We start from the raw sequence: 21,712 nt of genomic DNA, 5'->3' as shown, positions 1-21,712 counted from the left end.
GGTTTCTTATCATACAGGCAAAACAATTATATTTGCCTGAAATCCAAAAACATGAAAACACGATTACACCTAGGCATCTGCGCATTTTTGATTTTTTTTACAACTGCATTTTCGCAAGTTGGAAATACCTGTAGCGATCCGATCATCATTACCTCACTGCCCTATCAGGCGAGCGGGAACACCGGAGATTATGGTGATAGCTTCGATACTCCGCAGGGCACGTCATGCGGGGCGGTACCTGCAGCGACCAATTACCTTGCAGGCAATGAGGTTTTTTATAGTTATACTCCTGCCACAAATAGTGAATTAAGCATTTCGATGACGCCCACAGCCACCAATTCCTCCATCTTCGTATACGCCAATTGTAGCTGGTTGGGCAATACCTGTGTTGCGGGAGTAGCAAATGCCAACAGCAATAGCCGTTCTTTGACGCTCAATGCGGTAGCAGGACAACCTTACATCATCGTAATTTCATCAAGCGGCGCCACGCAATCCTTTAACTATACATTGCTGGTACAGGAACACCTGTGTAGCCCGAAGCCTGTTTTTTTATCTGCTTCAGCAATCACAACTACGCAAGCTGAATTGTCCTGGAACAGTGGCTTTTTCCCTTCTCAGGAGATTGCAGTGCAGCCATTGGGGAGTAGTATCCCTACAGGCCAAGGCCAGTATACGAGCAATACAGATTCGTTAACATTGTCGGATTTAAGTCCTGGCACGCAATATCAATTTTGGGTAAGGTCTGAATGCATGGAAAATTCCGGAATGTTTACGGACTGGGCAGGGCCATATGCGTTCAATACCCAGGTTTGCGAAGCGGTAAATACCTGTAATTACACTTTCCGACTTAGTACGACAAGCGGCGCATGGGGGCAGACGCGGATGCAGGTACGCCAAAACGGTATTGTTGTTGCCATTTTAGGCTCCACTTTTTCTACCGGGCAAGGACCTGTAGATGTAACGGTACCGTTATGCAACGGTGTCCCATTTGACCTGTATTGGAATATTGCCGGTGTAAACCCGCAGAATAAGATCATTGATGTCCTGAATCCGTTTGGGCAAAATATATTTTCGAAGTCAGCCGGAACAGGGGCCGCAGGTACCGTCGTGTATTCAGGGACAGGAAATTGCAGCACACCCCAATGTGACATCGTGCCCGATTCGGTTTCGGCAAGCGACGTTACCACCAGTGGAGCCAAGATTAGCTGGTCATCACCGGCAATAACGTCCTGGGATCTTTATGTAGTGCCCTCAGGCAGCCCGGCCCCTGATGTGAATGCTATTCCAACCCATAGCGGCATTAGCACAAACCCGTATACACTGAATGGACTTGATGATGATACAATGTATGAAGTATATGTAAGGGCCAACTGCGCCCCTATAGATTCGAACTGGTCTGTAGCAGGAAATTTCACTACATTGCCCCTATGTGTCAGGCCAATGTCGTTGTCCGTGTCTTTAATAACAGCTACAAGTGCGTCTTTGTCCTGGCAGAAAGGAACCCCGGCAGACAACGCCTGGGAAATACTTTTGGTACCAGGCATAACAGACCAACCGTCTACCGTTCCGCCAGCAGCAAACCCTGACCTGTCAAATGGTTCATTGCTGATTCCGGTATCATCGGCATCACCGTTAGGATTGCCTTCAGGGACGCTGACAGCAGCAACCATTTACTCCTATTATATCAGGACGGTTTGCTCGCCGGGCGTAAAGAGCAAATGGGCAGGGCCATTTATGTTTAACACCATCACCTGTGAACCCGCAAATAAGTGCAATTACAAATTCGTCATGACCGATACCGGCGTAAATGGATGGAATGGTGCGCGGATGCAGGTTAGGCAGAACGGCATCGTTATCATGACTATAGGCCAGACTATTACCGGCGGAGGACCGACGGTTGTCACTGTTCCTTTATGCAACAATGTCCCTTTTGATTTGTATTGGAGCGTCGCCGGAACTGCTCCGGAAGAGATTGGGGTTTCGATTCAAAATCCATATGCAGATATTATTTATGCCAAATTGCCCGGCCAGGGAAATCCGCTTGAGGCGCTTTACAGCAGTATGGGAAGCTGTGAACCGCCATCCTGCCCGAAACCTTCTGCACTTGAGGTCACTGCTAACACAATAACACAAACTTCGGTACAATTGGCATGGACAGAGAATGGCAACGCTATCCAATGGGAAGTATATGCCGTCCCGCAAGGAGGTCCGCAGCCCATAAACGGCAGTCCTGTAACCGGAACCGGGGCTTACCGCATTGCCAATACCAATCCTTATACGCTTACGGGGCTCGAGCCGCAAACCAAATACGTTTATTATGTGCGTTCGCTTTGCTCAGATTCTGACGCAAGTACATGGCCTGTACTGAATCCTAAAACATTTACTACAAAACCAGTAAATGACGAATGTGCAGGTGCCATAACAGTGCTTGCGAACACGAGTCGTGATTGCACGTTTTTTGCAAACGGTTCCACATTAGGCGCTACACGCTCACTTCCAAATACAGCGCCAGTGTGTCCGGGGAATACTGATGACGATGTCTGGTTTAGTTTCCTGGCAACCTCAACTACACAAATCATTACAATAAGTGATATTGTTGCGACAGCGCCGGCGGCTTTGGATATCAATCATACCTTATACGCTGGAAGTGACTGTTCCGCATTGACCCAGCTTTATTGCAGCAATGCGAATGTAAGTGTCGCCACCAACCTTACAGTGGGCAGTTATTATAAGATCAGGGTGTATACTGCTGGCGGGAATGTTTCGGAGTCAGCCACATTTAAGATATGCGTTACTACTCCTGATCCGGTAACAAATGACGAATGCAGTGCCGCAATTTTCGTACCGATGAGCGTTGACATGAGCTGTTCAAATGCTGTACATGGTGCCATTACAGGCGCTACACCATCAGCAATGGCTTCAACCTGTGCCGGGACGGAAGATGATGATGTCTGGTTTACGTTCGTGGCGCAAAGCCCAACGTTGAATATTGCACTTTCTAATATCACCGGGACAACTGGGAACCTTGTACATTCGCTTTATCATGGCGATTGCAATAGCGGAACATTGCTTTACTGTAGTGACCCTGAAGTAAGTATTGCAGAGAATTTGATTATCGGGGATACCTATTACATCAGGGTGTGGACTGCTTCAAATCTTTTGGAGGATGTTACATTTGACGTCTGCATCAGGGCCCTGACTACGCCGCTTAATGTTTCCACAACACAATATACACCCGGGCAACTGGTTTCAAACGTGCTGATCAACAATCCATGTGTGGAAATCAGCAATGTCACCTCAACTACCGGAACTGATTTCGGTTCGGTAAACGGGATCGGGTATTTTACCAATCCGATTTCAAATGATTTCTTCCCACTCAGCAGCGGGCTCCTACTGACTACGGGTGACGCTTTACTTGCCGGAGGACACAATGTTACGATACTTAGCGAAGGAACTGATTCCTGGACAGGTGATTCAGATTTAGAGATTGTAACCAATATGGATCAGGCATCACATAATGCTTCGGTTTTGGAATTTGATTTTACAACACCTACGGCTTATATGAGTTTCAATTTCTTATTCGCCTCAGAAGAATATGGATCATTCCAATGCCAATATTCAGATGCTTTTGCATTCCTGCTGACTGATTTAATCACCGGTCAAACAAAAAACCTTGCAGTGCTTCCTGACAATATTACGCCGATTTCCGTAATCACAATAAGGGATCAAGCGTATAATGACGGCTGCCAGTCCATGAATCCTGAATTTTTCGGCCACTTCTTTTCTGGAGACTTAAACAATGAGAATTTTTCAGCCATAAATTTCAGCGGACAGACACAAGTGATGACCGCGGCTTCCCCTATCGAGCCAAATCACCCATACCACATTAAGCTTGTCATCGCTGACAGGGGCGATAATGCTTATGATTCCGCAGTATTCATCCAGGCCGGAAGCTTTGCCTCAGGGCCGCCGGAATGTACCGATAAATTAAAGGTTACGGCATTTATCGATGAAAATGCCAATGGCACCAGGGAAGACACTGAAATCCCTTTCACTTACGGATCATTTTCTTACCAGCAGAATAATGCCGGCGAGATCAACCACATTTCCACACCGCTTGGAATGTACACTTTGTATGATTCAGACCCGTTAAACACTTATGATTTCAATTATGTGGTTGATCCGGAATTCCAGCCCTATTTCAGCGCAGGCACAACTTCTTTCAATGATGTCAACATCCCGGACGGAAGCGGTACGACAGAATTGCTTTTCCCGATAACCGTATTGCAGTCTTACAGCAACCCTACGATTTCAATTTTACCAATTAGCAGTCCCCGCCCCGGTTTTCAATACAGCAATAAGATTGTTTACACTAATTTAGGCATGACGACAACCTCTGGTACGATTACTTTTACGAGGGATGCTTCGGTAACAATCGCTTCGATAAGTGAGCCTGGCGCCAATACTACCGCAAATGGCTTTACTTATGACTTCAGCAACCTGCTGCCTCATGAGACCCGTTCTTTTATGGTCACTATGGATGTGCCTAATATTCCTGTGGTTCATTTAGGACAGCAACTCACGACATCTGCAGTAATTTCTGCTCCTTCAGGCGATGTCAACATCAACAACAACACTTTCAGCAATACCCAGACTGTTATCGGTTCTTATGACCCGAATGATAAGCAGGAATCGCATGGCGGTAAAATCAACATCAACCAATTTACTGCTGATGACTATCTGTATTACACCATTAGGTTCCAAAACACGGGAACATTCAATGCATTGAACGTGCGTATTGAAGATGTGCTGGAAGCGCAAATCGATCCGGAAAGCATCCGTATGGTGAGTGCCAGCCACAATTATGTGATGGAACGCATTGACAATAAAGTGAGTTGGTATTTTGATTATATCCAATTGCCCTCCATGTTCCAGAATGAAGAAATGAGCCATGGCTACATTACTTTCAGGGTTAAATTGTTACCAGGTTTTGAAGTGGGGGATGTTATTTCAAATACTGCCGACATTCATTTTGACGCGAATCCTCCGATTACAACCAATACGATACAAACCACTTTTGAAATACCGCTTGCAACCGGTATCCTTGACGCTTCAGATATTTTGTTATTCCCAAATCCGGCAAGCCAGCATGTACAGATTGCGTTGGTCAATACAGCGGAAGACATTGCAGATGTTACCATTTTCGATATGTTGGGGAAATCAATTGTTACACGCAAAGGCATCGGTTCCAGACAAACGGACATCAATGTTTCCCATTTGGCAAAAGGGGTCTATATGGTAGAAATAGTCACTGAGAATCATTTAAAGCAGTTAAAAAAACTGGTCATACAATAATTATTTTAGGAAAGCCGATTCTTTACAGACGTCGGCTTTTTTTATGACATTCATGATGAAATATTCCTAATCCGAAATATTTGCGTTTCGTCAGAAAAATTAGTGCGTTACTCAAAAAAGAAATAACTTTAACAACTGATTTAAAGCCAAAATCCAAACACAAAACTGTTTACATTCCCCAAAACTGACAGCAATGAAAAAAAATTACTGCCTGCTCTTTATCTTATTTTTTACTACTGTTATTGGCTACGGCCAAAATTTCGAATCCTTTGCGAGCGGAATCAGGATCAACAATACGATCTACAATATCTCCGGTTCGCAGTCCATCCAACTCATCAACCCTGATCCGGGCGCGCAATTTTTTGACGGCGTCAATCTGGGGACCTTCAGCCAGAATTCAACCTGTGCAGCCATCACTGCCGGCGAAGTGAAAACCTGGAAAACCGCAACATCAAATGTCTGTTCGGTCACGCTCAGTTGGCGTGCTTATCCGGCAGGATCACCGTCCGGGGTTTTTAACACGATTCCTTTGGCACAATTGTTTGAGTGCAATACCGGAACAAGCATATTTAATGACGGCCTTGGGCCTTGTGCTGCCAATGACCAAAAATGGAAAGACTACGGCTTGAACACCAATTTCCTTACAGGCCTGACTTCCGGAAATTACATCCTTGAGGTATTTTACAGCCTGGACGGATCGGATGTAACGACTTCTGGTTGTGAAACGACACGGTTCATCAGCAATTCAGGCCAGAATTTCAGGGCATCATTTACCGTTTCGAATCCCGTCACAAACCCTACAGTTTCCGCCACTACAATATGTGAGAACAGCAATCTGCAACTGACAGCAAATCCTTCCGGAGGTACATCGCCTTACACCTACAACTGGACTGGACCGAACGGATACACATCGGCGCAGCAAAACCCTGTGATATCGGCGCAACTTAGCCATTCCGGCATATATTCCCTGACGATTACCGATAGCTGTGGCATTACCTCAACCATTCAGAATACAGCCAGCGTAACGGTCGAAGATCAGGTTGTACCGACATTTGATGCTATTGTACCCGCAATTTGCCGTAACGGTGTCGCCCCGATTTTATCGACTTCTTCTACTAACGGTATCACCGGAACATGGAATCCGGCAACCGTAAGCAATACTGCAACGGGAACGTATACTTTTACACCAAATGCCGGGCAATGTGCTGAAACTTTAAGCCTGACGATTTTCGTAGTGAATAATGTTACGCCTACTTTTTCGGTGCCTTCCGTCGTTTGCTATAATGAACCGGTTCCAGTATTGCCAACTTTGTCTAATAACGGAATTGTAGGAACGTGGAACCCACCAACCATAAATAACCAGGCAGGCGGCAGTTATACTTTCACCCCAAATGCCGGGCAGTGCGCCGTTCCTTTAATCCGTACCATTACGGTTACGACCATAAACCCGACATTCGATCCGCTGCCTCCGGTTTGCGAAGGGATGCCAAGTCCGCCATTACCACCGGTTTCAAACAATGGTATTACCGGAACTTGGAATCCTGCCGTGATCAATAATATGGTTTCGGGAAGTTATGTATTTACGCCAAACCCGGGCCAATGTGCACCACCATTTACATTGTCGGTTACAATAACCCCAAATACGGTTCCGACGTTCAGCCCGATCGCACCGATTTGCGAAAATTCGGCACCACCGACGCTGCCGGCAACTTCACTAAACGGCATTACAGGAACATGGAATCCTGCTGTCGTGAACAATACCGCTACTACGACCTATGTTTTTACCCCAAATCCGGGGCAATGCGGTACAACACAAACTTTACAAATACAAGTTATCCCGAATGAAATCCCGCTTTTTAATCCGATAGATCCGTTCTGTGCAGGTGATATTGCGCCGCTGTTGCCGAACACTTCAAATAATGGCATCAATGGCACATGGAATCCTGCCTTCATCAACAATATGGCTACGGGAGCTTATACTTTTACACCTGATATTGCCGGCCCTTGTGCTGAGCCTGTAACGATCACAGTAACCGTCAATCAGATCCTGACACCCACTTTTAATCCTGTTCAGCCAATATGTTCCGGAGGAATTGCGCCTGTACTCCCTACTGTGTCTAATAATGGCGTTTCAGGTACGTGGAATCCTGCAACTGTGAGCAACACCACAACAACGACATATACTTTTACACCGAATCCGGGTGAATGTGCCATTCAGACTACACTGACAGTTACCGTTGATAACAATGTCATTCCCGCTTTCACGGCTCCCGCTGCTATATGCGAAGGAGATGTTGCACCGGTACTCCCGATAATTTCCAGCAACGGCATCACCGGAACGTGGAATCCCGCTACCGTCAGCAATACTGCAACGGCTACATATACTTTTACACCGGATGCCGGGCAATGCGCTTTAACCACGCAGATTACCGTAACGGTTCAGGATAACATCAACCCAACGTTTACAATCGACACGCAACTCTGCGCAGGCGATACTGCACCGCTTTTACCGAACGTTTCCAACAACCTCATTACAGGGACATGGAATCCTGCAGTGGTCGATAACATGGCTGACGGGACTTATGTTTTTACACCAACTGCGGGACAATGCGCCACCGTCAGGATTGTAAACATCCAGGTGAACCCGATATTGGTACCGGCTTTCAATCCTGTGGCAGATTTGTGCGCAGGCGATTCGGTTCCGGCATTGCCTTTGGTTTCCAATAATAATATTTCAGGAACGTGGAACCCGGCAGTGATTGACAACATGCTTTCGGGAATCTATACTTTTACACCGAATCCGGGAGAATGTGCCACGCCGACTACTTTAAGCGTGACCGTAAATCCAGTCATGACCCCGATCTTTGATCCGGTGGCACCGATTTGTGAAAATGGAATCGCGCCGGTTTTGCCTTTAACCTCAAATAACGGCGTTACCGGGACATGGAATCCCGCTACCGTCAGCAATACCGCAACGGCTACATATACTTTTACACCGGATGCAGGGAATACCTGCACCCTGAATGCACAACTGACAGTCACTGTAAATGAAAACATCGTACCTGCTTTTACCATTGATACGCAAATCTGTGTCGGGCAAACACCTCCGGTGTTAGCAACAATTTCAAACGACGGCATTACAGGCACATGGAATCCTGCGACAGTTGATAACGTGGCCGACGGTACATATGTATTTACTCCGGATGCCGGGCAGTGCGCTTTGCCAGCAATCGTAAATATTGAAGTAAATCCTATTGTTACTCCGGATTTTGACCCGATCGGCCCATTGTGTTCCGGGAATACGGCTCCGGTTTTGCCTTTGGTTTCGAACAATGGCATTTCAGGGACATGGAATCCTGCTGTTGTTGATGCTGATAATACCGCAACCTATACTTTTACGCCGAATCCGGGAGAATGTGGCACCACCACAACCCTGGACATTATCGTAAATCCAACCATTATACCGGTATTCGATCCGGTTGCTGCCATTTGCGCCGGCGATGCTGCCCCGATACTGCCATTGACTTCAAACAATGGTGTAGGCGGTACCTGGGCCCCCGCAACGGTCAGCAATACTGCAACTGCAACTTATACTTTCACTCCCGACACGGGCAACGTGTGTACATTGGAAGTACAACTTACCGTGACTGTAAACCAAATCGTGACACCTTCATTCAATATTGACACCCAGGTTTGCATAGGGGAAACGGCCCCGATTTTAGCAACGGTATCCAACGAAGGAATTACCGGTTCATGGAATCCGGCCACTGTGGACAACACTACAGGCGGAACGTACGTATTTACCGCTGATGCAAACCAATGCGCAACAGGCCTTACCGTCCATATTGATGTAAGTCCGATACTGACACCAACTTTTGACTTCATAGCACCGATTTGTTTCGGGTTACCAGCACCAATACTGCCTTTGGTTTCGAATAACGGTATTTCGGGGACATGGGATCCGGCCAATGTAAGCAATGCCGTTTCCGGAAGCTATACTTTTACGCCTAATCCTGGTGAGTGTGGTATCCCAACTACAATTGATGTTACTGTAAATAATGTGGTGACACCTGTTTTTGACCAAATCGCCCCGCTTTGTGAAGGCCAGACGGCACCAATTCTTCCATCGGTTTCGACCAATGGCATTACAGGAACCTGGAATCCTCAGACAGTAGACAATATGCTGACGGGCGTTTATGTATTTACTCCTGATACGGGTTTGTGTGCCGACGTTGCCGTTATGGTTATTGAAGTGAATCCATTGAGTACGACTACGTTTGCTCTTAATAATACTTTTTGTATAGGTGACACGCCGCCCATACTTCCGACAACTTCTCTGGAAGGGTTCACAGGCACCTGGGATCCTGCAGTTGTCGATCCTAATACGACAAACACCTATGTTTTTACGCCGGATGCCGGACAATGTGGACTTGTCGTAAGTGTGCAAATCACAGCCGTTCCTTATTTTACACCCACATTTAATCCGGTAGCTGCAATTTGTATGGGAGATACGAGCCCTGTATTGCCTTTGGATTCAAATGAAGGCGTAGCAGGAACGTGGAATCCAGCGGTAGTGGATAACACTGCTTCTGGCACTTATACCTTTACGCCTTATCCGGGCCAGTGTGCCAATGTGACCACATTGGAGGTTACCGTAAATACGCCTGTAACCCCTGTTTTCCCTGCTTTGATTACCATCTGCACCAATGAAGCCGCACCAATACTTCCATCCGTTTCTGAAAATGGATATACGGGGGTATGGAATCCTGCCGTGGTTGACAATATGGTTACCGGAACGTACACTTTTACTCCTGATGCGGGACAATGTGCTTTGCCTGTTACTTTAACCCAGACGGTAAGTACTTCCATTGATGTGGCATTCAGTTTGCCGACAGTCGTTTGTACCGGAAGCGCAGCGCCTGCATTGCCGCCAACATCTGATAATGGCATCACCGGGACATGGAGCCCGGCCGCAATCGACAATCAAAATAATGGCTCTTATACGTTTACCCCCGATGCAGGACAATGCGATTCCGGGCCAATCACGATAAACATTACCGTTGGCAATACTATTCCGTCTGTATTTGATCCGATTGGCACGATTTGCTCAGGCAGCATCGCTCCTGCCCTTCCTTTAACATCAAATAATGGCATCACCGGGACATGGAATCCGGCCGCAATCGACAATCAGAATAATGGCTCTTATACCTTTACCCCTGATACAGGCCAATGTGGATTGCCTGTAACAATTGCAGTGACTGTAGCCCCGTCTGTTATTCCTGTATTTGACGTGATTCCCCCTTTCTGTTCAGGTACCACGCCACCGGTATTACCATCAGTTTCCAATGACGGGATTCCGGGTGAGTGGAATCCGGCTGTAGTTGATAATACTGCGTCGGGAACTTATACCTTTACACCGATAGGCAACGCGTGTTACGCAGCTGTTTCTGTAAACATTACCGTGAACCCTGTTGTTACGCCAACATTTGATCCCATCGGACCATTGTGCGCGGGTACAGTAGCGCCAACGCTTCCTTCGGTTTCTACCAATGGCATTTCAGGAACGTGGTTCCCGTCAATCATCAGCAATACAGCAAGTGGGACTTACACTTTTACGCCTCTTGACGGCTCTCCGCCTGTATGCACTGAGCAGGTTACAATAACAGTTACTGTAACTCCCGGAAGCACTATTTTCAGTATTCCTGCATTCCTCTGCAGCGGCGCGACTGCACCGCTATTGCCAACGGTGTCTGACAATGGCGTACATGGAACGTGGTCGCCTGCAGTAGTCGACAACCAGCATTCAGCAGGATACATTTTCACACCGGATGCCGGTGAATGTGCCGTAGCGGTTGCGTTAAATATTATTGTAAGCAATGCTATCGCCCCGACTTTCAATCAAATTCCTGCAGTTTGCCTTGGAAGTACGCCACCCGTATTGCCGACAGTTTCTACAAATGGGATTACAGGGTCGTGGAATCCGCCTGCTATCAACATCCTGAATACAGGAACTGCGGCTTATGTATTTACGCCAAATGCAGGCCAATGCGGTAGCAGTTTTACGATGAATATCAGCGTACTGCCGATTACTGTGCCAGTATTTAATCCTGTAAATCCCATTTGCGAAGGCGATGTGGCCCCGATATTGCCGGCGGTATCCACAAATGGCATCGTTGGTTCGTGGTTTCCTCCGACAGTAAACAATACTTTAAGTGCTATCTATGCTTTCATACCGGCTCCCGGTCAATGTGCTGATATCACCGCCATGGAAATCACCGTCAATCCTAAAACATTGCCGTATTTTGATCCTATACCGGCCGTATGCTTCGGAAGCACGCCTCCGGTATTGCCGCTGACATCTCCTAATGGAATTACCGGCAGTTGGAATCCACCTGTGATTAATACGGCACAAACTACTTTGTATACTTTTACGCCTCAGGCGGGACAATGCGCTTTAGCCACAACAATTTATGTCAATGTAGCACCTTTCGAAACCGCAGTATTCTCTCAAATGGGCCCTTACTGTTCCGGTTTTGCGATTCCGGACTTGCCGTCAACTTCGGACAATGGGATCGGAGGCACATGGAATCCTGCCATAATCAATGGTAGTGGCACTTATACATTTACACCAGAAGGCAACTGCGGCCCGAACATTGTTATGGATATCGTCGTGAATGCCTCTCCGGAAGATCTCGAACTTACGACGATTAATCCCCAGGGAGACGTTGCAACAGGCATGGTACGCATTGACGGTGTTACAAACGGAACGCCTCCTTATGAATACGCTATTGACGGTGGAACGTATTTTACCGACAATACGATCCGAAACCTTGCCGCAGGCGACCACATCGTCAGCGTGCGGGACAGCAACGGCTGTGAGTATAGCGAATCGATCAATTTGGTTAGTGGCTGTGTATTGCCGAAAGGATTTTCTCCGAACAATGACTCCAAGAACGATACGTTTACGGTGGTAGGCTGTGATATCCTGAAACTGGAATTGTTTAACCGTTGGGGCACCAAAGTGAACTCCTTCAACCATTACAACAACACCTGGAACGGCGATGACGACCGCGGCGAACAGCTTCCGGATGGCACCTATTTCTATGTAGCGGAAATGGTCGACGGCACGACGAAAACGGGGTGGGTTTATTTGAACAGGTAATGATTAAAACGCAATAAAAATCCCAAACTCCAATAGATATGGAATTTGGGATTTTTTATTTATTCATTATATAGATTGATAAACGCATTTATAATGGTGTTTACTCTTTCAGGATTCTTCTAAACTCCAACATCTTTCCACTTTGAATCGACATAAAGTATACTCCGGTATTCAGTGATGACATATCCAATTCGGCATTCCCTTCTGTTTCACGGGAGAAGAGAAATTTTCCAGTTTCATCATACAGCCTTAACGTTGTTTTTGTTTTGATTCCTGCCACAGTAATATCATTACGGCAAGGATTAGGAAACAATTTTATTGTATTGTCGTACAAATCGTGTTCCATATTCAGGTTGTCTGTCTGCGTAAGTTTTGCCACATATAAATTGACCTCACCAGGATTGATTAAAACATTGTCGCCAAACGCAGTTCCGTCATCGACAGTAGATCCGGTTACAAAAACATCATTTGTATCGTTTACGGCAATATCATCTGCATAATCCCAGGTAATACCGCCTACGCCGGTGGCCCATTGTAAAACACCCTGACTATTATATTTGGTTATAAAAATATCATATCCTCCGGCAAAGTCTATGGCAGCCCCTTCCAGATTAATTGTACCTCCGAAATTGGAAGCTGCATAAACATTTCCATCATGGTCTACCGTGATGCCAAAGCCATGGTTCTGAGACAAACCAAAATCCTTAATCCAGTTTAAGGCTCCGTTTGTATCGTACTTTACAATGAAAGTATTATGATTTCCGAAATTAGAAATATTATTCAGGATAGTACCATCAACATTGACCGTCGGGCTGCAATATTCTACTATGGCATAGGCATTGTCATTATCGTCGGAGGTGATGCCAAAACCTCTTTCCCAAAAAGGACTGCCTCCGCCCACAGCTTTACCCCATAATGCATTTCCGGACGGATCGAGTTTCAACAGAAAAGCATCACCGTATCCGTTATTTCCGATTGTATTTGAAATGGTTACGGAATCGATAGAAACTGTGGGGCTGCAGAAATAGCCTGTTATAAAAATATTCCCTAACGAATTTACTTCCAATGACTGCCCGTTTTCCAAGGCTGCAGAACCAAAAGCTTTAGCTAACAATGTATTGCCATTGGTATCAAATTTCATAAGGTAGATATCCTCATAGCCGCTCAATGTGGCGGTACCGAAAGCGATATCCGTTCCTGAAAAATTCCCTAAGATAAATACATTACCCAAAATATCAGTTCTGACAGCCGTGCTATGACTTTCATTACCTCCAAAGCCTTTTGCCCAGATTACATTCCCTGACGGGTCGTATTTTACGACAAAGGTGGAACCGCTAATCGTGATGGATCCAAATGTCATGCTATCACTGTGGCTCCAACCGGTCGCATAGATATTATCATCTGCATCAACGGCGACGCTTACTCCGTATTCATTCTCAGTACCTCCGGCACTTCTGGCCCAGATCACATTACCGCCTGCATCATATTTTGCGATAAAAAAATCAGAATTACCACCCGTAGTAGTCAGTGTTACTGTGCCAATATTCATTGAGGGCCCAAAGTAATTTCCCGTCACATAAACACTATTGTCCGAATCTAAAGCCAATGAAGCTGCATTATCAAGATACGATGATCCAAAATTCTTTGCCCATTCCCAATGAATACTTTGCGCATTAATGGCATTAACAAATAACAGCAGAAAGAAAATTCGCTTATTCATACCCGTGTAATAAAATTAATAATCGTGTTTTAGGTGTTCCGTATTATTTTACGCTACGATGTGCCGATCGTCTCAAACAAATAAAAACTGATGCCCTGTTTGTAACGTAAAGCATCGCATTAGTTCTATAGTAACAGTTGAAAACAAAAAAACCCACCTGATGCGGGGGGTTTTATTATTTTGTCCTAATTGTGTGTTACGTCAGTAAATCCAATACTACCGATGGAAATAACCCCATTGCGATATTCAGCGAGAGCGAAATGATTGCCGTAGCATAAAGCAATACCGGTGTTCCCGGGCGCGCTTCATTTGCTTCTTTGGTATACATCGCAAGGATTAATTTGAAGTAATAACCTACGCTGATGATTGAGTTGACAACCGCAACAATCACCAAAGCGATATGCCCGGCACTGATGACCTGCCCGAACAACATCAGTTTTGCAAAGAATCCAGCAAATACAGGAATCCCTGCCATCGAAAGCAAGGCACCGGTAAGGATAGCAGCCAGCAAAGGATTTGATTTACCCAATCCGTTAAAGTTTACAATATCTTCGTTATCACGGTTCTTGCATACATATAGGATGACGCTGAATGCCGCAATTCCAGCCAATGCATATGACGCAGAATAATACAACAATGTTGCAGGAGGGTTGTCATTGCCCAAAAGCGTCATCAACAGGAATCCCGCATGTGAAACTCCTGAGAACGCGAGCATACGCTTTACATTCGCCTGTCTTAAAGCCATAATATTTCCTACTGTCATGGACAACATCGAAACCACCACAATCACACTTTGCGCTTCAGGAAGATTGACGTTCATTACTGTGGCCAATTTGAAAAAAGCTGCCATTGCAGTCACTTTACCGATGGTACTCATCGTCGCCGTGGTCAATGCAGGTGCGCCCTGATACACATCCGGTGCCCAGAAATGGAAAGGCACTGCTGCAATTTTGAACAGCAATCCGATGCTTACTAAGATAATTCCGATGTAAAACCACTCTTCTACCGCTGCCGACATTCCGGCTTCTTCAATCACAGCCATATCAAAAGAACCGATAGCGCCATAAATCAAGCAGATTCCGAACAACAATACCCCTGAAGCAAAGGATCCCATCAGGAAATATTTCATACCCGCTTCATTGCTCTTGGCATTGAGCCTGTTGCTTGCAGCAAGGATATACAATGAAATCGAAAGCACTTCGATGCCAAGGAAGAACATCGCAAGGTTTTGGAATGACACCAACGCTACACAACCTGCAAGCATAAATACCTTGATGGCAATGTAATCAGAGATTTTGGTTTGATGTTTTTCGTAAAAATTGTGGCTCAGTGCCACAAGGAATATTGTAAGGATGATGAATAAGCCTGAAAACGCTACCGAAAAATTATTTACGGTAATCATGTTGTTGTTAGACTTGATGATGGCATCATATTCAGATATGTCCAACGCCAAAGCACCCAACAGCCCTAAAATGACGAGTGGTACCAAGGCTTTCCTCAGGTTGAAGATTTCAAACATAAGGCATAAGACACCCAATCCCGTAATAGCTATTAATAAGTTCATTTTTATCTGACTGTTATCTGTTGATTTGTGATACTATAGTTTCGATGCTTGGCGCAATCAGGTCGGTGATTGGCTTCGGGTACATCCCGAAGAAAAACAGCACGGCAATAATCGCTACCATCGTGATGGTTTCATTCAGCCTAACGTCGGTAAATGGAGTCCGCTTGGCTTTTACATCACCCAACATTACATTCTGGAACATTTTCAGCATATAATAAGCACCGAGTATAATCGTGGTTCCTCCCAATACTGCGTAAATCACGTTGACATGAGATAAACTATACAATACTGTAAACTCGCCTACGAAGTTGAACGTAGAAGGCAAAGCCACTGAAGCAAGCACAAGAATCATGAACATCGAAGTGAATTTCGGTGCCTGAACCCTAATGCCGCCCATATCTGAAATAGTCCTTGTGTCGAAACGCCTGTAAATAATCTCTGCCGCAAAGAACAAACCGACGACTACGAAACCGTGCGCTATCATTTGCAGCACCGCACCGTTAAGTCCGTCAAAGTTCAATGCATACGCACCTGCAGCAATTAAACCTACGTGCGCCAGGGAAGAATAGGCGAGCAGTTTTTTAAGATCTTTTTGTTTTAGTGCTACAATCGAACCGTAAATCACACCGGCAATCCCCAATCCAATCAATACGTCTTTATACTCTTTAGCGGCAAAAGGCGCAATCGGCAATTGCCAGCGGATGACACTGTACAATCCCATTTTCAGCATGATACCTGAAAGCAGCATGGTGCCGACAGTAGGCGCTTTTTGGTACACCGTTGCTTGCCATGTATGAAAAGGGATGATCGGAATCTTAATGGCATAAGCCAGGAAGAAAGCAGCAAAAATCCACAATTGCTCGTCGGCAGTCAAATCCAGTTTATACAAATCATCAATCAGTAAACTTCCAGCTTTTTGGTACAGATACACAAAAGCGGTTAACATAAATAATGATCCTGCGAAAGTGTAGATGAAGAACTTCACGACAGCTTTCTTACGGGCTTCTGCATCGCCGTTACCCCAGATCAGCGCAATGAAATAAATCGGGATCAGGGCGATTTCCCAGAAGATGTAATATAATAAACCGTCCGCAGCAAGGAAAGTCCCAACCATCGCAAACGACATGAATAATATTAAGGCATAAATGGATTTACCGCTCTTGAATTGATTGCCAAAACCCGAAAAGATGATAATCGGCGTAAGTGCTGTGGTAAGCAAAATCATTGCGAGTGAAAGTCCGTCAGCATTTAAAGCGAAAGAAATATTCGGTTTCGAAATCCACTGGCAGATAAAGTTGATATCCTGTCCCGCATTGTGCATATTGAGCAAGCCTATGGAAACCCCAAGTGACGCAAGTGCAAAAAACAGCGCGACTTTCGGTGCCGCCTTATCTCCTGAAAAATAAGTTACAAATGCTCCTGCCAGCAGCAGTATTAATAGGTAAGTTACATCCATTATGTAAAAATTATTGAGCTGAAAATGAATAAAAATATAGCGCAAAGACCAAGTACAAAAGCAAACAGGTATAAGCCGATGCTTCCGTTATGGAGTTTCTTTCCGTAATAACCAAGTTCCCCGGTGGCTTTCCCCAATCCGAAAATCGTAGCCGACAATGCCGTTTCAATATATTCACGGAAAAAGCGCGATAAGCCAACAATCGGTTTTACGAATAAGAAATCATAAATTTCATCGACGTAATATTTGTTATAAACCACTTTAGTCAATCCCGTAATTTCAACATCAACCGGCGGAACCTGCTTCTGCTTAATATATTTCATATAGGCAAATACGATTCCGACGATGGCGCCTGCCGTGGCAATGGCCATCAATATATATGCTTCATCAGTCAGTCCATGATGTGCCGCTTTCTTACTGCCTTCGAATAATGGCTCAAGATAATGATTCAGCCAGCTTCCTGTTGGCAAACTGATCAATCCGCCAATAGTTGCAAGGATTCCCAAAACAATTAATGGGAAAGTGATTAATCCCGGGCTTTCGTGTAAATGATGTTTCTGCTCCTCCGTTCCACGGAATTCCCTGAAGAAAGTAAGATACATCAATCGGAACATATAAAAAGCCGTCATAATCGAAGCAATCGAACCGATAACATACAATATCATATTGTGCTCGTGGGCTACCATCAATATTTCGTCTTTGGACCAGAAACCGGCAAATGGAAATATTCCCGAAATCGCCAGCGTAGAAACCATCATCGTCCAGAATGTAATCGGCATGTACTTTTTCAATCCGCCCATATTGCGCATATCCTGCTCACCGTGTAAAGCATGAATCACAGAACCTGAGCCAAGGAATAGACACGCCTTAAAGAATGCATGTGTAATTACGTGAAATACGGCGACTTCATAAGCGCCAAGTCCTAAAGCCAAAAACATCAGTCCCAATTGGGAAACTGTAGAATATGCCAGTACTTTTTTAATATCGTTTTGTGCAAGTCCAATTGTTGCAGCCACCAATGCCGTAACAGCACCGACAACCGCAATAATATGCTGTACATCCGGAACCAGATCGAATAGGAAATTCAACCTTGTCACCATAAAGATTCCCGCAGTGACCATCGTCGCAGCGTGAATTAACGCTGAAACCGGCGTAGGTCCCGCCATTGCATCCGGAAGCCACGTATATAAAGGAATTTGTGCTGATTTACCGCACGCACCAATAAACAATGCCAACGCAGCCACGGCAATCCAGAAATCACGGTAATCAACACCAGCGATAATCTGGGTTTTCAAAACGTCAAAATCCAAAGTCGAGAAGGAAGCTGCCAGTATAAAAATACCAATCAATAATCCCAAATCCCCTATACGGTTCATAATGAATGCCTTCTTCGCAGCATCATTATAATCCTGATTCTTATACCAGAAACCGATCAGTAAATAAGAGCATAATCCTACACCTTCCCAACCGATGAACATCACCAGAAGATTGCTTCCCATTACCAGCGTAATCATAAAAAACACGAACAGGTTCAGGTAAGCGAAGAATTTATGCATATTCTCATCATCATGCATATAACTGATAGAATATATATGAATCAACGATCCGATTCCTGTTACAAACATCAGCCACAATAACGAAAGCTGGTCTAAAAGGAATCCGAAACCAATCTTCACATTGGCCACTTCCATCCAGTCAAAAACCGTAATCTTAACAGGTTCATGCCCATTATTGATTTCCATGAAAAATATTAGCGTAATAATAAAAGAAACCACTACAGAAGCCGTCCCGATAATTCCGGAAACCGATTTGCCAAGGCTCTTGCCAAAGAAAACATTGATAAGAAAACCTATAAAAGGCGCTAATAACAACACTAAAGCTACATTGGTATCCATTAATTATCCTTTTAATTTTTTAAGGTAAGCCACATCGATCGAGCCTACGTTCCTGAAAATCGACACCACGATCGCCAATCCTACGGCTACTTCCGCAGCAGCAACAGCCATCGAGAAAAATACGAAAACCTGTCCCTGAGCATCTTGGTGGTATGTTGAAAAAGCAACAAACAACAGGTTCACTGCATTCAGCATGATTTCAATCGACATGAAAACGATAATCGCGTTCCGGCGGTACAACACCCCGAAAACACCCAGGCAGAATAAAATCGCCGAAAGGAAAATATAATTCTGTATGCCTATCTGTTCTAATATATTCTGCATCTTATTTTTTTTCGGTTATTTCTTTTTTAGACAACAATACCGTTCCGATCATCGCTACAAGCAGCAATACCGAAGCGAATTCAAACGGCACCATATACCCCTCTTTTCCATCAAGCAACACACGACCCAATACTTTGATCGATTGGTAATCGGTGCCGTCCTGTACATAAATATCGGAAACCGGCTTGGAGTTCATGAACAAAGCGACCAATATCACACACATGATTCCAAAAAGGGTAATCGCCACAAAACGCGCCATACGTGGCTTATGCACTTCATCTTCCTTGTTCAGGTTCATCAGCATCACCGTAAACAGGAATAAAATCATAATCGCCCCGGAATACACGATCACGTGTACAATCGCGAGGAATTGCGCATTAAGCAATAAATAATGACCTGCAATCGAGAAGAAACAAATCACAAGGTAAATCGCACTGTGGATCGGGTTTCTTGAATAAATCGTCAAAAACGCACTCGCCAATGTGACGGCAGAAAGGATGTAAAATATAAGTAAAGCTGTCGCCATTAGTTCGCGTTATTAAGTTGGGCATTCTGCATCGCCTGTGTCAGCGGCATCACCAGTTTGTCTTTCCCGAAAATAAAACTCTCCCTTTCATACATCGAAGGCACGAGCACTTTAGATTCTGTCAGGTAAATCGCGTCTTTCGGACAAGCTTCCTCACACAATCCGCAGAAAATACAACGCAGCATATTGATTTCATACACCGATGCATATTTCTCCTCACGGTACAAATGTTTCTCCTCCGGCTTACGTTCAGCCGCAGTCATTGTAATTGCTTCCGCAGGGCATGACAACGCACAAAGCCCACAGGCTGTACAATTTTCCCTTCCCTGCTCATCGCGCTTCAGCAAGTGTTGCCCACGATAAACGGTACTCCTTTCGCGTACCTGCTCCGGATATTTTACGGTCACTTTCCTTGTAAAAAGGTGCCTGATCGTAATGAACAGCCCTTTTACAATCGCTACCAGGTACAGGCTCTCCCAAAAAGTCATCTTTTTGTCGGAAACCTCTTTTTTCCTGCCTGATAATGAAATCGTTTCTATTGACATTTTATATTTTTTTATTTGAAGCTATTCCCGCTCTCCGCTATATCTTTTGTTTTTTAAAGAAAAAAACAAAAGGATGCCGCTGCGATCGGGGCTAGGCGCTTGTACTCTAATTTACATTCCCAGTGCCGACATGATTTCCGGCCACAGCATTACGATCCCCGTGATGAAAATATTCACAATCGCGATCGGAATCAGTCCCTGCCATCCCAGACGCATCAATTGGTCGTAACGGAACCTCGGAATCGTCCACCTTACCCACATGTAGAAGAAGATAAAGAAACATATTTTCCCGAACAGCACACCAAATCCTATAAGATTCGCCGCATTTACGCCCCAATTCTCCACCGCCCAGGACATTCCAGGGTAGTTATACGCCCCGAAATACAATACGGCCAGAATGGTTGATGAGATGAACATGCTTGCATACTCCGCAAACAGGTAGAATCCCATACGCATCGACGAATATTCGGTGTGGTAACCACCGATCAGCTCGGCCTCACATTCCGCAAGGTCAAACGGCGTACGGTTGGTTTCTGCAAACGAACACACCAAAAAGATGATGAATCCTACCGGCTGGTAAAATACATTCCAGTTCATACCTTGCTGTCCGGCCGCAATTTCGCGAAGGCTCAGTGTTCCTGTCATCATCAGCAAAGCGATAATTGACAATCCCATGGCGACCTCATATGAAATCATCTGCGAGGCGGCACGCATGGCGCTCATCAGCGAGAATTTATTATTTGAGGCCCAACCGCCAATCATGATTCCATAAACACCTACAGAAAGCACCCCGAAAATGTATAATAATGCCACATCAATATCCGTGGCCTGCAACACAACAGTCCGTCCGAACATTTCAAGTTTATCCCCCCACGGAATCACCGCACTGGTCATCAAAGCCACACTCATCGAAATGGCAGGGCCGGCAACAAACAGGAATTTATTGGGTGTATCGGGTAAAAATTCTTCTTTTGAAAATAATTTCAATCCATCTGCCAGAGGCTGTAACAATCCCCATGGTCCCGCGCGGTTTGGCCCGATACGGTCCTGGAGCCAGGCGGCCACTTTACGTTCTGCCCAGGTAGAATACATCGCCATGAGCATCGTTAACCCGAAGATGACGAAGATGAAAATACTTTTTTCTATGATAATACTACTCTCCATC

The 21,712-nt window shown here is 45.1% G+C and carries 10 protein-coding genes; 2 read left to right on the top strand and 8 right to left on the bottom strand.

Annotated features, from left to right (window positions below):
• Positions 1–51: 51 nt before the first annotated feature.
• Positions 52–5,355, top strand: a complete 5,304-nt coding sequence (locus HYN49_RS05715; protein WP_108903226.1) for a DUF7619 domain-containing protein — start codon at positions 52–54, stop codon at positions 5,353–5,355.
• A 193-nt stretch (positions 5,356–5,548) separates the two neighbouring features.
• Positions 5,549–12,517, top strand: coding sequence for a gliding motility-associated C-terminal domain-containing protein (locus HYN49_RS05710; protein ID WP_108903225.1), 6,969 nt, complete (start codon positions 5,549–5,551; stop codon positions 12,515–12,517).
• A gap of 100 nt (positions 12,518–12,617) precedes the next feature.
• Here HYN49_RS05710 and HYN49_RS05705 read toward each other — a convergent pair whose 3' ends face one another.
• From HYN49_RS05705 to nuoH, 8 genes are all read right to left on the bottom strand, one after another.
• A complete protein-coding gene (locus tag HYN49_RS05705) occupies positions 12,618–14,237 on the bottom strand; it encodes a T9SS type A sorting domain-containing protein (RefSeq protein ID WP_108903224.1) in 1,620 nt (539 codons plus the stop codon).
• A 196-nt stretch (positions 14,238–14,433) separates the two neighbouring features.
• Positions 14,434–15,801, bottom strand: a complete 1,368-nt coding sequence (locus tag HYN49_RS05700) for an NADH-quinone oxidoreductase subunit N (RefSeq protein WP_108903223.1) — start codon at positions 15,799–15,801, stop codon at positions 14,434–14,436.
• Between the two features lie 13 nt (positions 15,802–15,814).
• Entirely contained in the window at positions 15,815–17,257 is a 1,443-nt protein-coding gene (locus HYN49_RS05695) for a complex I subunit 4 family protein (protein ID WP_108903222.1), read from the bottom strand.
• Complete coding sequence (gene nuoL, locus HYN49_RS05690) at positions 17,257–19,152, bottom strand: NADH-quinone oxidoreductase subunit L (protein WP_108903221.1); 1,896 nt, start codon at positions 19,150–19,152, stop codon at positions 17,257–17,259. Before nuoL ends, HYN49_RS05695 begins: the two co-directional genes overlap by 1 nt.
• A 3-nt stretch (positions 19,153–19,155) precedes the next feature.
• Entirely contained in the window at positions 19,156–19,476 is a 321-nt protein-coding gene (gene nuoK / locus HYN49_RS05685; RefSeq protein WP_108370153.1) for an NADH-quinone oxidoreductase subunit NuoK, read from the bottom strand.
• 1 nt (position 19,477) lies between these two features.
• Positions 19,478–20,002, bottom strand: a complete 525-nt coding sequence (locus tag HYN49_RS05680) for an NADH-quinone oxidoreductase subunit J family protein (RefSeq protein WP_108903220.1) — start codon at positions 20,000–20,002, stop codon at positions 19,478–19,480.
• A complete protein-coding gene (locus tag HYN49_RS05675; RefSeq protein WP_108903219.1) occupies positions 20,002–20,547 on the bottom strand; it encodes a NuoI/complex I 23 kDa subunit family protein in 546 nt (181 codons plus the stop codon). The genes HYN49_RS05680 and HYN49_RS05675 overlap by 1 nt, the downstream gene beginning before the upstream one ends.
• 111 nt (positions 20,548–20,658) lie before the next feature.
• Positions 20,659–21,711: an NADH-quinone oxidoreductase subunit NuoH gene (nuoH, locus tag HYN49_RS05670; RefSeq protein ID WP_108903218.1), complete on the bottom strand. Its 1,053-nt coding sequence runs from the start codon at positions 21,709–21,711 to the stop codon at positions 20,659–20,661.
• Position 21,712 lies beyond the last annotated feature (1 nt).

Source organism: Flavobacterium pallidum, assembly GCF_003097535.1.
Classification (GTDB): Bacteria; Bacteroidota; Bacteroidia; order Flavobacteriales; family Flavobacteriaceae; genus Flavobacterium; species Flavobacterium pallidum.
This window is presented reverse-complemented; position numbering and strand designations above follow the sequence as displayed.

Excerpts from the sequence above, each read along its gene's own strand:
- HYN49_RS05700 (WP_108903223.1), bottom strand. The coding sequence starts at position 15,801 with ATGAACTTATTAATAGCTATTACGGGATTGGGTGTCTTATGCCTTATG.
- nuoK (WP_108370153.1), bottom strand. The coding sequence starts at position 19,476 with ATGCAGAATATATTAGAACAGATAGGCATACAGAATTATATTTTCCTT.
- HYN49_RS05675 (WP_108903219.1), bottom strand. The coding sequence starts at position 20,547 with ATGTCAATAGAAACGATTTCATTATCAGGCAGGAAAAAAGAGGTTTCC.
- HYN49_RS05695 (WP_108903222.1), bottom strand. The coding sequence starts at position 17,257 with ATGGATGTAACTTACCTATTAATACTGCTGCTGGCAGGAGCATTTGTA.
- HYN49_RS05715 (WP_108903226.1), top strand. The coding sequence starts at position 52 with ATGAAAACACGATTACACCTAGGCATCTGCGCATTTTTGATTTTTTTT.
- HYN49_RS05680 (WP_108903220.1), bottom strand. The coding sequence starts at position 20,002 with ATGGCGACAGCTTTACTTATATTTTACATCCTTTCTGCCGTCACATTG.
- HYN49_RS05710 (WP_108903225.1), top strand. The coding sequence starts at position 5,549 with ATGAAAAAAAATTACTGCCTGCTCTTTATCTTATTTTTTACTACTGTT.
- nuoL (WP_108903221.1), bottom strand. The coding sequence starts at position 19,152 with ATGGATACCAATGTAGCTTTAGTGTTGTTATTAGCGCCTTTTATAGGT.
- HYN49_RS05705 (WP_108903224.1), bottom strand. The coding sequence starts at position 14,237 with ATGAATAAGCGAATTTTCTTTCTGCTGTTATTTGTTAATGCCATTAAT.
- nuoH (WP_108903218.1), bottom strand. The coding sequence starts at position 21,711 with ATGGAGAGTAGTATTATCATAGAAAAAAGTATTTTCATCTTCGTCATC.